Source organism: Neptunomonas japonica JAMM 1380, from assembly GCF_016592555.1.
In the GTDB taxonomy this organism is placed as follows: domain Bacteria; phylum Pseudomonadota; class Gammaproteobacteria; order Pseudomonadales; family Balneatricaceae; genus Neptunomonas; species Neptunomonas japonica_A.
The window spans coordinates 972,059-987,193 of sequence record NZ_AP014546.1 but is presented as its reverse complement, the minus strand read 5'-3'; the positions used below and the strand labels follow the sequence as shown (position 1 = coordinate 987,193).

The following is a 15,135-nucleotide window of genomic DNA, read 5'->3' as shown; positions in this document are numbered from 1 at the left end:
ACCCCAAAGTTAATACCCACTAACGAATCGCATCTAATACATGCGGCAGATGCTCTGGCACTTTCGGAAAACGCCCCAACCCTGTCCAATGATAATCCGGATTATGAAAATCACTCCCACCAGAAGCCATTAACTGGTGCTTCTCAACCAAAACAGATAACGACTTCTGATGATCCGCCGTCACTGCAGGATAACCAACCTCTAATGCATCGCCACCCAGCTCACTAAATTGCGCCACCAAATAGCGAACCTTATTTAAGGTTAAATTATATTTCGTAGGATGTGCCAAGATACTTACACCGCCCGCCGCATGAATAATCTCAATAATTGAAGCAAGCTGCGGCCACTCAACCTTAACATCACCTTTTTTACCCGCGCCTAAGTACTTTTTAAAGGCCTGCTGCTGATCATTCACCAAACCCATTTGTAAGAGCGCTTGCGCGAAATGAGGCCGCCCTATTTGCCCGCCACCTGCGCACCCAATTGCCGCCTCGAGTAAATCAGGCAAACCGGCTTTATGTAAGCGTAATGCTATCGCTTTAGCCCGCTCCATACGCAACTGATCAAGCCCTAGCAAATGGGCATTTAGCTGCTCGTTGCTTGCATCAAGATTTAAACCAACTACATGAACCACCTGCTTATCCAACCGACAGGTTAACTCCACACCAGCAACCAACTCTATATCAGCACTAATCCCTGAACTGACCAATGCCTGGTAACCGCTCATAGAGTCGTGGTCCGTCAACGCTATCAGCTTTACACCCGCCTCGCTCGCTTTTTCTATCAGCACTTGCGGCGCTAAAGTCCCGTCCGACGCGGTCGAGTGAGTATGAAAGTCATAAGAATGTGCCAGCATATCAATTCCGGGTTTATAAGCAGGAGACAGCTCTATATACTTTAGAGCCCTTTAACTAATTATACGACTATGAAACTACTTCTCGACTTTTTCCCAATAATTATTTTTTTCGGCGTGTACAAGTACACGGACGATATCATCATGGCAACTGCCGTATTGATTCCCGCAACCCTGATTCAGATGCTTTACACATGGTTCAAAGAGCACAAAATCGAAAAAATGCAGCTAGTCACTCTAGTGCTTGTCATCATTATGGGCGGCGCTACTGTTATATTTCAAGACAAGACCTTCATTCAATGGAAACCTACTGTCGTCAACTGGTTGTTTGGGATCGCTTTCTTAGGAAGCCAATTCATCGGCACTAAAACCATTATTGAAAGGATCATGTCTGGCAATATCGAATTACCTCAACATGCGTGGAAAACACTAAATATAGCCTGGGTTGCCTTCTTCCTTGCTATGGGTGTGATCAACTTGGCTGTTGCCTATAACTTTTCCGAAGAAACATGGGTCAACTTTAAGCTATTTGGCATGCTAGGACTTACTATTGTATTTATAGTCCTTCAGGGGCTTTATATGTCTAAATATATAAAGAACACAGACTAGGAAACCTTACCTTATGTTTTACGCTATTATCGCTGAAGACAAGCCCGGCACTCACGATGCTCGCATGGCAGCCAGACCCGACCACCTCAGCAGGCTGGTTGCATTGAAAGAACTAGGCAAGCTATTTGTAGCAGGTCCACATCCTGCTATTGATTCAGAAGACCCAGGATCGGCCGGCTTTACTGGCAGCCTCGTGATTGCAGAATTTGACTCACTAGCGGAGGCGCAAGATTGGGCTAATGCCGATCCTTATATAGCCGCCGGTGTTTATGCCAAAGTCACTGTAAAGCCTTATAAGAAAGTATTACCCTAAAAAAAGCTAAATTATTAATAATAGTGGCTTTAAATGGTTCCAAACTTGCGATAGTCAACGTAAAATACTATACAGTTTATGTGTGTGAATGTTTTCCCATTTTAGATCTGTTAAACGTAGATTAATAGACAGTGGGCTAGATTCATGAAATATTACGAATGCTATAACCCACTTTTTACAAGGATATTAATATGAAAAAGCTCGCTATGACCGCAGGTTTCGCTCTTGCGATGAGCATGTCAGCTGCTGCCCTGGCTCACCCAGTAAACAGCGGTTACGTTACTGACTCTGGTGATACTGTATGGCGCACAGGTTTTGGTGAGTGCTGGCATACTGGTACCTGGGGACAAGACGACGCAACAGTTGAAGGCTGTGACGGTTACCAGAAAATGACTGCCGCTGCTCCAGCTCCAACACCAGCTGCTCCAGCTCCAGCAATGATGGCTGCTGATAAAAAATTCGCTGTATTCTTTGATTTCGATAGCGCTGTTGTAGATAGCGTTTCTGACATCGCTAACTACGTTAACGGCTTGGCTACTGTTAAGAGCATCCGTTTAATCGGTAATGCTGACCCTATCGGTTCAAGCGCATACAACGACGCTCTATCTCGTCGCCGTGCTGACAACGTTGCAGCAGCTCTTCGCTCTGCTGGTGTTGATAGCAACGCTATGACTGTTGACGCTTTAGGTGAAACAGCTCCTATCGCTCAATGTTCTGGCCGTGGCGCTGCTTTGATTAGCTGCCTACGTGCTGATCGTCGTGTAGACGTTCAGATCTCTGGCAAGAAGTAATACTTTGCTTTTAGAAAAAGGCTGACCTTGTGTCGGCCTTTTTTTTAATCTTTTTTTTAACAGGTGATTTTATGAGCACCCTTAAAACACTTATTTTAACCGCCGGCCTATTATTACTAAGCCTCAATAGCTTTTCGGCCCCTCTATACAACGATCAAAAAGTTGTCTACCACATGAATTATCATGATGAGAGCCGCATCGCCGAAACAATGACTAACATATCGAACCACCTTCAATCACTCGGAGAAGACCATATCGATGTAAAGGTAGTTGTTCACGGAAGAGCCATTGAATATTTTATGGATGCAGTAGAAAATCAGGAAAAACAGATAAGCATAGACTCCCTTCGCCTTAGGGATGTGCAGTTTATCATGTGCGGCAACACACTCGATGGCTATAACATTACACGCGAAGATCTATACGAAGTTGAAGAAGACGATGTTGTTCAAGCAGGCCTACCCACCATCGTAGACCTTCAACAGAAAGGCTACATATACGTACGCCCATGAAAATAAAAGACTGGCTCTCATTTACTCCAACCCCTCAGATTACAGCTCAAGCATTACACAAACAGCTGAAAGAGGAACACAACAACCTGTTTTTACTTGACGTACGCAGCCATACTGAGTGGAAATTAAGCCACATTCCTTCAAGCCATTCCCGCTCGGTTTTCAGCGTAGATTTAACCAAAATCCCCAAAGACAAAACCATTATCTGCATCTGCCTTACAGCCCACCGAAGCACACCTATTGTTAGAGAATTATTACGCCACGGCTATAATGCCTATGAGCTTCACGGCGGCATGCGCCTCTGGTGGAAACACGATTTCCCTACAGAAAAGTCATAAAAAAGGCAGCTAAATCAGCTGCCTTTTAAATGAACCTGCTCAGTATTTAATTAAGCAATTAGCCAACCCAAACACGCGCATTGCGGAACATACGCATCCACGCACCATCCTCACTCCACTCATCTGGCGCCCAAGAGTTCTGAACGGCTCTAAAGACACGCTCCGGGTGAGGCATCATAATAGTGACGCGGCCATCTGGCGTAGTTAACCCTGTAATCCCCCCCACAGAACCATTTGGATTCAGAGGATATTCCTGAGTAACTTTACCGTAGTTATCGACATACTTTAAGGCAACTGTACCAGACGACTGCAAAGCATCTAGCTGCTCAGAGGATGCAAATTCAGCATGACCTTCACCGTGCGCCACCGCAATCGGCATACGAGAACCCTCCATTCCTTTCAAGAAAATAGAATCGCTTTTTTGCACTTCAACCGTAGCTACACGCGCTTCAAATTGCTCAGACACATTGCGCACAAAGTGAGGCCATAACTCTGCACCAGGAATAAGCTCATGCAAGTTGGACAGCATCTGACAACCATTACAAACCCCTAGCGTAAACGTGTCTTCACGCTTGAAAAATGCACTAAACTGCTCACGCGCAAGCTGATTGAAAAGAATGGACTTAGCCCAACCTTCACCTGCTCCCAATACGTCACCGTACGAGAATCCACCACACGCTACCAAGCCTTTAAACGCATCCAAAGAAACGCGCCCCTCAAGTATGTCGCTCATATGAACATCGATAGTCGCAAAACCTGCACGATCAAATGCAGCTGCCATCTCTATCTGACCATTAACGCCTTGCTCACGAAGAATAGCAACGCGCGGACGCTCGCCTGTAGCAATGAACGGTGCTGCCACATCTTCATTAACATCATATGACAATGCCACCTGAATACCTGGATCCGCTTTATCCAACACACGATCAAATTCTTGGTCTGCGCACGCAGAGTTATCTCGCAAAGACTGCAAACGATAAGAAGTTTCAGACCACCAGCGCTGCAGCTGTACACGCGATGCACTATAAATCTCATCTTCGTCAAAGTGCAGACGTACCTCATCATCCGAGTTAGTCGAGCCGACAACCATGACAATATCACCCAAGCCTGCAGCATTTAGCTCCACTAATACACGCTCAGTATCTTCACGTCTTACCTGAATTACAGCACCCAACTCTTCATTAAAGAGAGCCGCAAGCCATTCTGATTTATCTTCAGCAATGAGATCTAGGTTAAGATCAACGCCAACATGCCCCGCAAAAGACATTTCAGTAATAGTTGCTAATAACCCACCATCCGAACGATCATGATAAGCCAGCAACAGCCCTAAGTTATTAAGCTCTTGAATAGCAGAAAAGAATGTCGCCAACTGCTGCGCATCATCGACATTAGGCACCGTCGTACCAACTCTATTATAAACCTGCGCCAAGGCAGACAAACCCAAACGGTTTTTGCCATTACCAAGATCAAGCAGAATCAGATCGGTATGACCCTGGTCAGAACGCAATTGCGGTGTTAACGCTTTACGGGCATCAGTCACCGGAGCAAAACCAGAGATGATAAGTGATAATGGCGCCGTTACGCTCTTATCTTCTTCACCATCTTTCCATACTGTCCGCATCGACATTGAATCTTTACCCACAGGCACAGTAATGCCTAGCTCTGGGCACAACTCCATACCGACAGCTTTCACTGTGTCATATAGCTTCTCATCTTCACCAGGGTGCCCCGCAGCACACATCCAGTTAGCTGATAACTTAACATCAGAAATATCAGCGATAGGCGCTGCTGCAATATTTGTGAGCACTTCACCAATAGCCATTCGCCCTGACGCAGCAGCATCAACCAACGCTAGCGGTGTACGCTCACCCATAGCCATCGCTTCACCAGCATAAGTATCATATGCCGCCGTAGTAACAGCACAATCAGCTACAGGAACCTGCCATGGACCCACCATCTGGTCACGCGCAACCTGCCCCGTAATAGAGCGGTCACCAATCGTAATCAAGAATGACTTAGAGGCGACCGCAGGGAGCTTAAGTACACGCTCAATTGCGTCATCCAGTTGAATATCGCTCGTTTCGAACTCAGGAACTTCATAGGCTATACGCTCAACTGATCGATGCATTTTTGGTGGCTTACCAAAAAGCACGCTCATTGGCAGGTCAACAGGCTTGTTATCAAAGTGCGTATCGCCCAGCGTTAGATGATGCTCTTCAGTCGCATCTCCAACAACAGCATATGGGCAACGCTCGCGTGCACATAAAGCTTCAAAGCGCGCCATATCTTCAGGCTTCACAGCCAGCACATAACGCTCTTGAGCTTCGTTACACCAGATCTCCAAAGGAGACATTCCTGGCTCATCATTATTCACATTGCGCAGCTCAAAATGACCACCACACCCACCATCTTTAACGAGTTCAGGGAATGCGTTAGACAAGCCGCCCGCCCCCACATCATGAATAAATGCGATAGGGTTGTCTTCGCCTTGCTGCCAACAGCGATCAATCACTTCCTGGCAACGGCGTTCTAGTTCAGGATTATCACGTTGAACCGATGCAAAATCTAAATTTTCAGAGGACGTACCCGATGACATAGAAGATGCAGCACCGCCACCTAAACCAATCAACATGGCAGGACCACCTAGACAGATCAGCTTAGCGCCAACACTAATCTGGCCTTTATCAACGTGACCATCACGGATATTACCCATACCGCCGGCAATCATGATCGGCTTATGATAACCACGCACTTCTTCACCCGCAGCACCATTAACTTTTTGCTCGAATGTTCTGAAATAACCTGTCAGGTTAGGACGACCAAACTCATTATTGAATGCAGCGCCGCCGATAGGCCCTTCAAGCATGATATCTAAGGCGGAAACTATACGCCCGGGTTTACCGTACTGAGACTCCCAAGGCTGACCAAAATCCGGAATATTAAGATCTGATACTGTAAACCCAGACAAACCTGCTTTTGGCTTACCTCCTTTACCTGTTGCACCCTCATCTCGGATTTCACCACCGGAACCGGTTGCCGCACCGGGATGTGGAGCTATAGCCGTAGGATGGTTATGCGTTTCTACTTTAATCAAGATATGTATATCTTCCTGATTAGCAGAGTACTCAGCCGTTTGCGGATCAGGGAAAAAACGTCCTGCTTTACTGCCCGCAATAACAGCCGCGTTATCAGAATAAGCCGATAGTACATTTTCGCCACCCAGCTCATTGGTATTACGGATCATCGAAAAGAGTGACTTTTCCTGTGCTTCGCCATCTATATCCCACGACGCATTAAAAATCTTATGACGACAATGCTCAGAGTTGGCTTGCGCAAACATCATCAGCTCAACATCAGAAGGGTCACGCTGCAACGTGGTAAAACTAGAAACCAGATAATCAATCTCATCTTCAGCCAGCGCTAAACCCAAATCAACATTGGCTTTGGCTAATGCCTTATGGCCATCTCCCTTAAGACTAATAAGGTTAAGTGGCTTAGGTTGAGTATGAACAAACAACTCAGCAGCCGCTTCAATATCAGACAATACACGCTCAACCATACGGTCATGCAACAACGCTGCTACAGCAGATTTTTGCTCTTCAGAGAGTGCAACCGATGATTCTACAGAGTAAGCAATCCCTCTTTCGAGACGATTAATTTTGCTTAGGCCGCAATTTCTGGCAATATCTGTTGCCTTGCTTGACCAAGGAGAGATAGTACCGGGACGAGGGACAACCAATTGCATCAAGCCTACAGGTTCTTGAACCTCAGCTTTAGGGCCATAACGAAGAATGCGAGACAGTATTTGCTGCTCGTCATCAGTTAACTCTTCAGAGATGTCGGCAAAGTGATAAAATTCACCATAAACAGCGGTCACTACAGAAATTTCACTCTGTAAAGCGGCTAACAGTTTATCGTGACGGAAGGCAGAAAGAGCAGGCGCTCCACGCATTACTAGCATGTTGATCTCGAGCCTCTTGAATGAGCAAAAACAGACAGGAAAGAAAACAGGCATTTTACCCGAAATTATCACTTGAGTACCAGAAAACCACCCTATGTTATTTAACTTACGCAGAAGAAAAGACGTTTTACACTTACTGACGATCCTCGTAATCATCAGTTTGCCTGCGCTTGTCAGTTATAACACGATATCTCAGCTCGAAGTAATCCAAGCTAACGGCAGCATCAGAGTCGCCACTCGTAATACGCCAAGCGCTTACTATATTGATAAAAGCGGGCCTGCTGGATTCGAATATGAACTAGCGAAGGCCTTTGCAGATGATTTAGATGTAGAGATAGATCTCATCATCCCAGACACAATCAACGGACTTTTCCAAACTATCGAGAAGCGTGATGCTCATATCGTTGCCGCAGGCATTAATATTTCCAGCGCACGACAAAACTCTTTTGAGTTCTCTACTCCTTATGCTCAAAGTATTTCTACTGTCATCTATCGTCTAAAACAAGGCACCCCCGCCCCCAAAAGCATTGATGACCTAATCGGCAAAAAGACTCTTGTACTGGCAAACTCAATTCAAGAAGAGCAACTTGTAAATATAAAACCTGCACACCCCAACTTAACTTGGCAAGTAACCAGCGAACTAACCAACACAGATATTCTCGACAAGGTATTTTCACAAGAAGTAGATTACGCCATTGTTGATTCAAATGTTTACGAATCTCAAAGCTCATTCTACCCCGGCTTAAATTCTGCATTTACTATAGGGCATAGCCAACCTATTGCTTGGGTATTAACACCAAACCAAGATGGCTCTCTTAAACGCGCGGTTAATAAATTTTTGCTAAAACCCAAAACAAAAGCATTAATCAAAAAACTAACAGAGAAATACTACGAAAAACGCAACCCTCTCAACTATTTTGACACTGTCACATTTAAGCAAGACATGGACACTCGCCTTTCCTGTTTAGAGCAATATTTCTATATAGCCGAACAAGAAACAGACTTTGATTGGATGCTATTAGCCTCAATTGCTTACCAAGAATCACACTGGAAAGCCGATGCGGTATCACCAACAGGCGTAAGGGGCATCATGATGCTCACTAATGCCGCAGCAAAAGAAGTCGGGGTTGCAGACCGAACCGATCCTATTCAGAGCATTCGAGGAGGCGCCGAATACTTACTCAACGTAAAAAGAAAAATCCCTGAGCGCATAAAAGAGCCTGACCATACATGGTTTGCGCTAGCCGGGTACAATGTAGGCTTTGGCCACTTAGAAGATGCCAGAGTACTAACACAACGCGCCAACAAAGACCCCGACAAATGGGATGATGTTAAAGAGTTTTTGCCACTACTGTCTAAGAAGAAATATTTTTCTACTGTTAAATACGGCTATGCACGCGGCCAAGAGCCGGTTCAATACGTTGCAAACATCAAGAAATATATCGAGCTACTTGAGTGGGAAAAACAGATTCAGCAGATAAGAAAAGCACGCGATGCATCAATACGCGCTGAACAAAAAGAAAAAAACGAACCCGCAGCATTGATTGAATTACAAAGCATCCCCGCAACGCTATAGTTTTTGATCCGCGTCTTGATCTTTATCACGACGCTTTTGTACTCGTCGACTTTTAAAAAACTGGCTCAATTTTTTACTACAGACATCTGCCAACACCCCAGCCGTATATTCTACGCTATGATTTAACCAACTCTGCTGTAAGAAATGCTGCTGGCTCACTATCACACCGGCTTTGGGCTCGTAAGCACCAAAAACCACCCGACGAACACGCGCATGCACCATAGCCCCAGCACACATAGAGCAAGGCTCAAGCGTCACATAAAGATCAGCATTCACCACACGATAATTACCTACAGTAGACGCAGCTTCCCGCAATGCGATTATCTCAGCATGCGCGGTAGGGTCATGAAGGCCGATCGGCTGATTCCATCCTTGCCCGATAATTTCTCCGTCTAATACCACGATAGCACCTACTGGCACTTCACCAAGCTCTGCGGCCTTATCAGCAAGCGACAAAGCTTTTAGCATCCAAGCTTGATCTATTAATTCTTGTTGAGAGCCTGACTGAGACACTTCACCTTCCTTAGCCATCCCTTGATCATTTTTGTGTTGCATTTAACTATTCCACCACACCCACAAAAAAGCTCACCTTATGTGAGCTTTTAAATGTTATCAATTACTTAAGCGTAAATTACTCGTCGCTTATTCCCACTCAATAGTCGCAGGCGGCTTACTAGATACATCATAAGCAACACGGGAAACCTTCGGTATCTCGTTGATAATACGACCCGATACAGTTTCTAGTAACTCATAAGGCAAGTGCGCCCAGCGAGCTGTCATAAAGTCGATCGTTTCCACCGCACGAATAGCAATAACATACTCATATCGACGACCATCACCTACCACTCCGACAGACTTCACCGGCAAGAAAACAGCAAATGCTTGGCTGGTTTTATGATACCAATCCGCTTTATGCAATTCTTCAAGAAATATTGCATCCGCTTCACGCAAGATATCAGCATATTCTTTTTTCACTTCACCCAAGATACGAACACCTAGCCCCGGCCCCGGGAACGGGTGGCGATAAACCATATCGTACGGCAAGCCTAGCTCAAGGCCAATTTTGCGTACTTCATCCTTAAATAGTTCACGAAGAGGCTCAACCAGATCCATCTTCATATCATCCGGCAAACCACCCACATTGTGGTGAGATTTTATGACATGAGCTTTACCCGTTTTAGCACCAGCAGACTCAATCACATCAGGATAAATGGTCCCCTGCGCAAGGAAATTAACATCCTTAAGCTTGGTCGCTTCTTCATCGAAAACCTCTATAAAAGAGTTACCAATGATTTTACGTTTTTTCTCAGGGTCATTTTCACCTTTCAAACGTCCCAAAAACAGATCTGCGCTATCGGCACGAATGACTTTTACGCCCATGTTCTTAGCGAACATATCCATCACCTGATCGCCTTCATTCTTGCGCAACAAACCGTTATCAACGAAAACGCATGTTAGCTGACTACCAATTGCCTTGTGCAACAATGCAGCCACCACAGAGGAGTCAACCCCTCCCGAAAGCCCCAAAAGCACTTTTTGATCGCCAACTTGCTCACGCACTTTTTCGATCTGATCGCTGATAATATTTTCAGCCGTCCACAATGCTTCTGTTTGACAAATTTCACGAACAAAACGCTCAAGAATACGTCCACCTTGCTTAGTGTGCGTAACCTCTGGATGAAACTGAACACCATAAAAATGTTTAGCAGGATGGCAAATAGCTGCGATGGGTGCGGAATCCGTAGAGGCAATAACAGCAAAGCCTTCTGGTAGGGCTGTTACTTTATCGCCATGACTCATCCACACATCCAATAACAAAGATCCATTATTAGCAATATGATCTTCTATACCTTCAAGCAAACGACTCGCACTATCAGACAAGCGTACTTGAGCATAACCAAACTCACGCTGATCAGAGGTCTCTACTTTACCTCCCAGCTGAGCTGCCATAGTTTGCATGCCATAACAAATACCCAACACAGGGACACCCAGATCAAACACCAATGCAGGGGCTCTTGGTGAATCACCTTCTGTTACTGACTCAGGGCCGCCCGCTAGAATAATACCTTTTGGATTAAACTCACGAATTTCTGCCTCTTCCATATCCCAGGCACGAATCTCACAATACACGCCAATCTCACGGATACGGCGTGCGATTAATTGCGTGTATTGAGATCCAAAATCAAGAATTAGTATACGTTGTGCGTGAATATCTGTAGTCATGCTCAGTGGCTCCACCGAATGGCTGTTTAACAGCCCTTAAAACTAAAAATGGGGCAACCATAGCAGCGCCCCACTTAATAAGAATCTAGAAATTTAACCGACGCGATAGTTAGGAGCTTCTTTAGTGATGCTCACATCATGTACGTGGCTTTCATTCATACCTGCATTGGTAATGCGTACAAACTGAGGCTTAGTACGCATCTCTTCAATATCTTGGCTACCGGTATACCCCATGGAAGCACGTACACCACCCATCAATTGATGAACTACGCCTACCATAGGCCCTTTACAGGCAACACGCCCTTCGATACCTTCTGGCACTAATTTCTCAGCACCTTCTGAAGCATCTTGGAAGTAGCGGTCAGATGAACCTGTGCTTTGTGCCATAGCACCAATAGAACCCATTCCACGGTATGACTTATAAGCACGCCCCTGGAAAAGTTCCACTTCACCCGGTGCTTCGTCAGTCCCTGCCAACATGGACCCAACCATAACTGCAGAGGCTCCTGCGGCTATCGCTTTAGCGATATCACCCGAAAAACGAATACCACCGTCAGCAATTAAAGGAATACCACGCCCTTTTAGCGCTTCAGCAACATTCGCTACGGCTGTAATTTGTGGAACGCCAATACCCGATACAATTCGTGTTGTGCAGATAGAACCAGGACCAATACCCACTTTAACACCGTCTGCTCCGGCATCAGCCAATGCTGTTGCTGCAGCGGCCGTGGCAATATTTCCGCCAATAACCTGAACCTTAGGAAAGTTTTTCTTAACCCAAGATACACGTTCTATTACACCCTTAGAGTGACCATGGGCTGTATCAACAACAATAACGTCAACCCCAGCTTCAGCAAGTGCAGTTACACGATCTGGTGTTTCTGGACCGGTACCAACAGCCGCCCCTACAATCAAACGGCCTTTGCTGTCTTTTGCCGCGAGCGGAAAAGCTTCAGCTTTATACATATCTTTAACAGTCATCATGCCTTTTAGTTTGAAGGCACCATCGACTACTAAAATCTTTTCAATGCGATGCTTACGTAGCAAATTACGAACTTTGTCTTTATCAACACCTTCATCAACCGTCACTAAACGATCTTTAGGTGTCATAACAGAAGCAACGGTAGCATCTAGGTAGTTTTCAAAACGCATATCACGGCTAGTCACAATACCCACTAGCTCGCCATTATCGATCACAGGGAAGCCAGAAAAACCTAATCGAGCAGCAATTTGACGAAGTTCGCCAACCGTCATATCTGAAGAGCAAGTGATAGGATCGCTAACAACACCCGCTTCGTACTTTTTAACTTTACGAACTTCGTTTGCCTGCTCTTCAATGGTCAGGTTTTTATGGATAATACCAATACCACCTTCCTGAGCCATGGCAATTGCCAACCGAGACTCAGTTACCGTATCCATCGCAGCAGATACCAATGGTATATTTAGAGAGATCCCTTTAGTGATCTGAGTAGCCAGAGAAACGTCCTTCGGCAGAACTTCTGAATACCCAGGCATCAGTAAAACATCATCAAAAGTCAGTGCTTCTTCAACGATTCGTAACATTGTCTAAACAACCCGTTCTTTAAGAAAAATTTAATCGATCGATTATACAGATTTAGCCATATACGAACAATCATATTTGCATTTTAAGCGCTAAAATGTTTTAGCTTAATGACTATTCTGCAAAGCTTCGATTAAGATAGCAGCATGTACTCATTCTCTGACCGACCTCATCACGCTTTTAGCGTTTCCGAACTTAACCGCCAAGTGAAGTCACTACTCGAATCCTCCTTTTTACAAGTCAGGGTTCAAGGGGAGATTTCCAACTTTGCCAAGCCCTCATCTGGCCACTGGTATTTCACCTTGAAAGATGGAAAGGCGCAGGTTAAATGCGCGCTTTTTCGCAATAGAAACCTTCGCGTTAAATTTTTACCTAAAGACGGCGATCAAGTAGTTCTCACGGCCAAAGTTAGTCTTTATGAGGGCCGTGGTGACTTCCAACTCATCGGGGAAATGCTTGAAGCTGACGGTGAAGGCCAACTACAACAAGCCTACGAAGCACTAAAAGCCGCGCTTTCCAAAGAAGGATTGTTTTCCAATGAACATAAGCAGCCTATCCCAAGTCACCCTAAGCATTTGGGCGTTATCACTTCACCAAGCGGGGCCGCGATTCATGATATTTTATCCGTTCTTAAACGCCGTTTTCCTAGCCTTCCTGTCACTATTTACCCATCTGCCGTACAGGGGGCAGAAGCGGCCCTACAGTTAAAAGCTGCATTAACACTAGCCCAACAACACAAACAAGCCGACCTAATTATTATCGGCCGTGGCGGCGGCTCTTTAGAAGATCTTTGGCCATTCAATGATGAAGCACTAGCACGGGCTATATTTGCCTGTCCAGTTCCTATTATTAGCGCCGTTGGGCATGAGGTCGATTTTTCTATAGCAGACTTAGTCGCTGACCTTAGAGCCCCTACACCCTCTGCTGCCGCTGAGCTCATCAGCCCCGATCAAGACGCCCTGCGTATACTGCTTGACCAGCAAGCTAACCGCTTAGGCAGGCAAGTCAAAGAGCTATTATTTCGTCAACATCAGCGTGCCTTACATTTACGCCAACGGCTACGCCACCCCGGAGAGCGTATAAGAGAACAACAAAATAAACTGAACACGACAGAGCAACGTTTGCTCTCGACAATCAACCAACATTTAACAAACGCCAAACACCGCTACTCTTTACAAGAGCAAAAGCTCAAACAATTACACCCCAGCAGTAAAATTGAGCAAAGGCGCTCACAACTGCTGAGACATGAGGAGCGACTCACACACTTACTACATCAGCGCAGCGACCAAAGACGTTACTCTCTAGGGCAACTTATTACACGCCTTAATGCTGTTAGCCCTTTGGCAACCCTTGAACGAGGCTATGCTATTGTTCAAAGCAGCAAAGGCGAAGTAATTACGCAAACAGACCAGATAAATGTGGGTGATATAGTTACTAACCGGCTTCACAAAGGTTCATTTAATAGCCGTGTTGAAGCCATCTATTCAGAAAAAAAACCGACTAATCCAAGGAATGAGCATGATTAGATCTTTCATAGTTTTTATCAGCCTTTTACTTTCAGTTAACAGCTACGCACTAACCTTACCGAAAGCCTCCAACACTCCGGGTGGCATAGTCATTGTGCCACTAGAAGGCATTACTTCTGAGCGCTTACCTAATGCTTGGTACAGAAGCAACCGAGTTATGGTAGTTACTAGTAAAGCCACACCTTATGCAGATAAGGCAAAGTGGTTAGCTATTGTGGGTATTCGCCTCTCGGCTAAACATGCGAAAGAGCAGTTATTGGTTGCCAACGGCATTTCCTACCCTTTTACTATTGAGGGTAAAGAATACAAAGCACAGTACCTCACCATTAAAAATAAGAAGCATGTCAACCCAGACCCTAAGCAAATAGAGCGCTGGAAACGTGAGAAAGCAGAAATGACGGCGGCTTTCAAACTGTGGACAACACCCGAGCAGACCGTCAGCGAATTCATTCTGCCCGCAAAAGGGCCTTTTAGTAGCCCTTTTGGCTTAAAACGCTTTTTTAACAAGCAAGCTCGCAACCCCCATAGTGGGCTAGATATCGCAGCTCCGTTGGGCGCCCCCATCTGGGCTCCAGCAAACGCTACTGTAGCTGCCGTTGGCAGCTACTTTTTTAATGGCAACACCGTTGTTTTGGATCACGGCAATGGGTTAACGACTATGTACTGCCATATGAGTAAAATTGATGTAAAAGTAGGCGACATCCTCAGTACAGGCGATGTAATAGGCAAAATTGGTAAGACGGGACGTGTTACTGGACCGCACCTTCACTGGAGCGTTAGCTTAAACAATACACGCGTTGATCCTCTTCTCTTTGTGACCGAGAAAAGCCAATAATAATATGTTAATCTGCAGCTTCATTTTTATCGGTAGAAAA

Annotated in this window: 13 protein-coding genes; 8 read left to right on the top strand and 5 right to left on the bottom strand. The window is 45.4% G+C overall.

Going from position 1 to position 15,135, the window contains the following annotated elements:
* Nucleotides 1-19 precede the first annotated feature (19 nt).
* The gene (locus NEJAP_RS04480) at nucleotides 20-856 is read right to left on the bottom strand and encodes a PHP domain-containing protein (protein WP_201349492.1); all 837 of its coding nucleotides are present in this window, start codon (nucleotides 854-856) and stop codon (nucleotides 20-22) included.
* 69 nt (nucleotides 857-925) lie between these two features.
* On the opposite strand from NEJAP_RS04480, the gene NEJAP_RS04475 reads away from it, so the two are divergent.
* The 5 genes from NEJAP_RS04475 (at nucleotide 926) to NEJAP_RS04455 (ending at nucleotide 3,413) form a co-directional block, all read left to right on the top strand.
* Complete coding sequence (locus tag NEJAP_RS04475; RefSeq protein ID WP_028469726.1) at nucleotides 926-1,462, top strand: septation protein A; 537 nt, start codon at nucleotides 926-928, stop codon at nucleotides 1,460-1,462.
* Nucleotides 1,463-1,475: 13 nt separating this feature from the next.
* Nucleotides 1,476-1,775, top strand: a complete 300-nt coding sequence (locus NEJAP_RS04470) for a YciI family protein (protein ID WP_201349491.1) — start codon at nucleotides 1,476-1,478, stop codon at nucleotides 1,773-1,775.
* A 191-nt stretch (nucleotides 1,776-1,966) separates the two neighbouring features.
* The gene (locus NEJAP_RS04465) at nucleotides 1,967-2,566 is read left to right on the top strand and encodes an OmpA family protein (protein WP_028469724.1); all 600 of its coding nucleotides are present in this window, start codon (nucleotides 1,967-1,969) and stop codon (nucleotides 2,564-2,566) included.
* A 71-nt stretch (nucleotides 2,567-2,637) separates the two neighbouring features.
* The gene (locus NEJAP_RS04460; protein ID WP_201349490.1) at nucleotides 2,638-3,075 is read left to right on the top strand and encodes a DsrE family protein; all 438 of its coding nucleotides are present in this window, start codon (nucleotides 2,638-2,640) and stop codon (nucleotides 3,073-3,075) included.
* A complete protein-coding gene (locus tag NEJAP_RS04455) occupies nucleotides 3,072-3,413 on the top strand; it encodes a rhodanese-like domain-containing protein (RefSeq protein ID WP_201349489.1) in 342 nt (113 codons plus the stop codon). The genes NEJAP_RS04460 and NEJAP_RS04455 overlap by 4 nt, the downstream gene beginning before the upstream one ends.
* 58 nt (nucleotides 3,414-3,471) lie before the next feature.
* On the opposite strand, the gene purL is transcribed toward NEJAP_RS04455, so the two are convergent.
* On the bottom strand, nucleotides 3,472-7,374 hold the full coding sequence (gene purL, locus NEJAP_RS04450) for a phosphoribosylformylglycinamidine synthase (RefSeq protein ID WP_201349488.1): 3,903 nt from the start codon (nucleotides 7,372-7,374) through the stop codon (nucleotides 3,472-3,474).
* 94 nt (nucleotides 7,375-7,468) lie between these two features.
* On the opposite strand from purL, the gene mltF reads away from it, so the two are divergent.
* The gene (mltF, locus tag NEJAP_RS04445; RefSeq protein WP_201349487.1) at nucleotides 7,469-8,950 is read left to right on the top strand and encodes a membrane-bound lytic murein transglycosylase MltF; all 1,482 of its coding nucleotides are present in this window, start codon (nucleotides 7,469-7,471) and stop codon (nucleotides 8,948-8,950) included.
* Here mltF and tadA read toward each other — a convergent pair.
* From tadA to guaB, 3 genes are all read right to left on the bottom strand, one after another.
* Entirely contained in the window at nucleotides 8,945-9,505 is a 561-nt protein-coding gene (gene tadA / locus NEJAP_RS04440) for a tRNA adenosine(34) deaminase TadA (RefSeq protein WP_268927826.1), read from the bottom strand. The two genes, mltF and tadA, sit on opposite strands and share 6 nt — an antisense overlap.
* Before the next feature lie 87 nt (nucleotides 9,506-9,592).
* Complete coding sequence (gene guaA, locus NEJAP_RS04435) at nucleotides 9,593-11,173, bottom strand: glutamine-hydrolyzing GMP synthase (protein ID WP_201349486.1); 1,581 nt, start codon at nucleotides 11,171-11,173, stop codon at nucleotides 9,593-9,595.
* 93 nt (nucleotides 11,174-11,266) lie between these two features.
* Nucleotides 11,267-12,736: an IMP dehydrogenase gene (gene guaB, locus NEJAP_RS04430; protein ID WP_201349485.1), complete on the bottom strand. Its 1,470-nt coding sequence runs from the start codon at nucleotides 12,734-12,736 to the stop codon at nucleotides 11,267-11,269.
* Between the two features lie 144 nt (nucleotides 12,737-12,880).
* Here guaB and xseA point away from each other — a divergent pair, with 144 nt between their 5' ends.
* Together xseA and NEJAP_RS04420 are read left to right on the top strand one after the other, a co-directional pair.
* Nucleotides 12,881-14,260, top strand: coding sequence for an exodeoxyribonuclease VII large subunit (gene xseA / locus NEJAP_RS04425; RefSeq protein ID WP_201349484.1), 1,380 nt, complete (start codon nucleotides 12,881-12,883; stop codon nucleotides 14,258-14,260).
* Entirely contained in the window at nucleotides 14,253-15,095 is an 843-nt protein-coding gene (locus NEJAP_RS04420) for a M23 family metallopeptidase (protein ID WP_236591061.1), read from the top strand. The genes xseA and NEJAP_RS04420 overlap by 8 nt, the downstream gene beginning before the upstream one ends.
* Nucleotides 15,096-15,135: the final 40 nt, after the last annotated feature.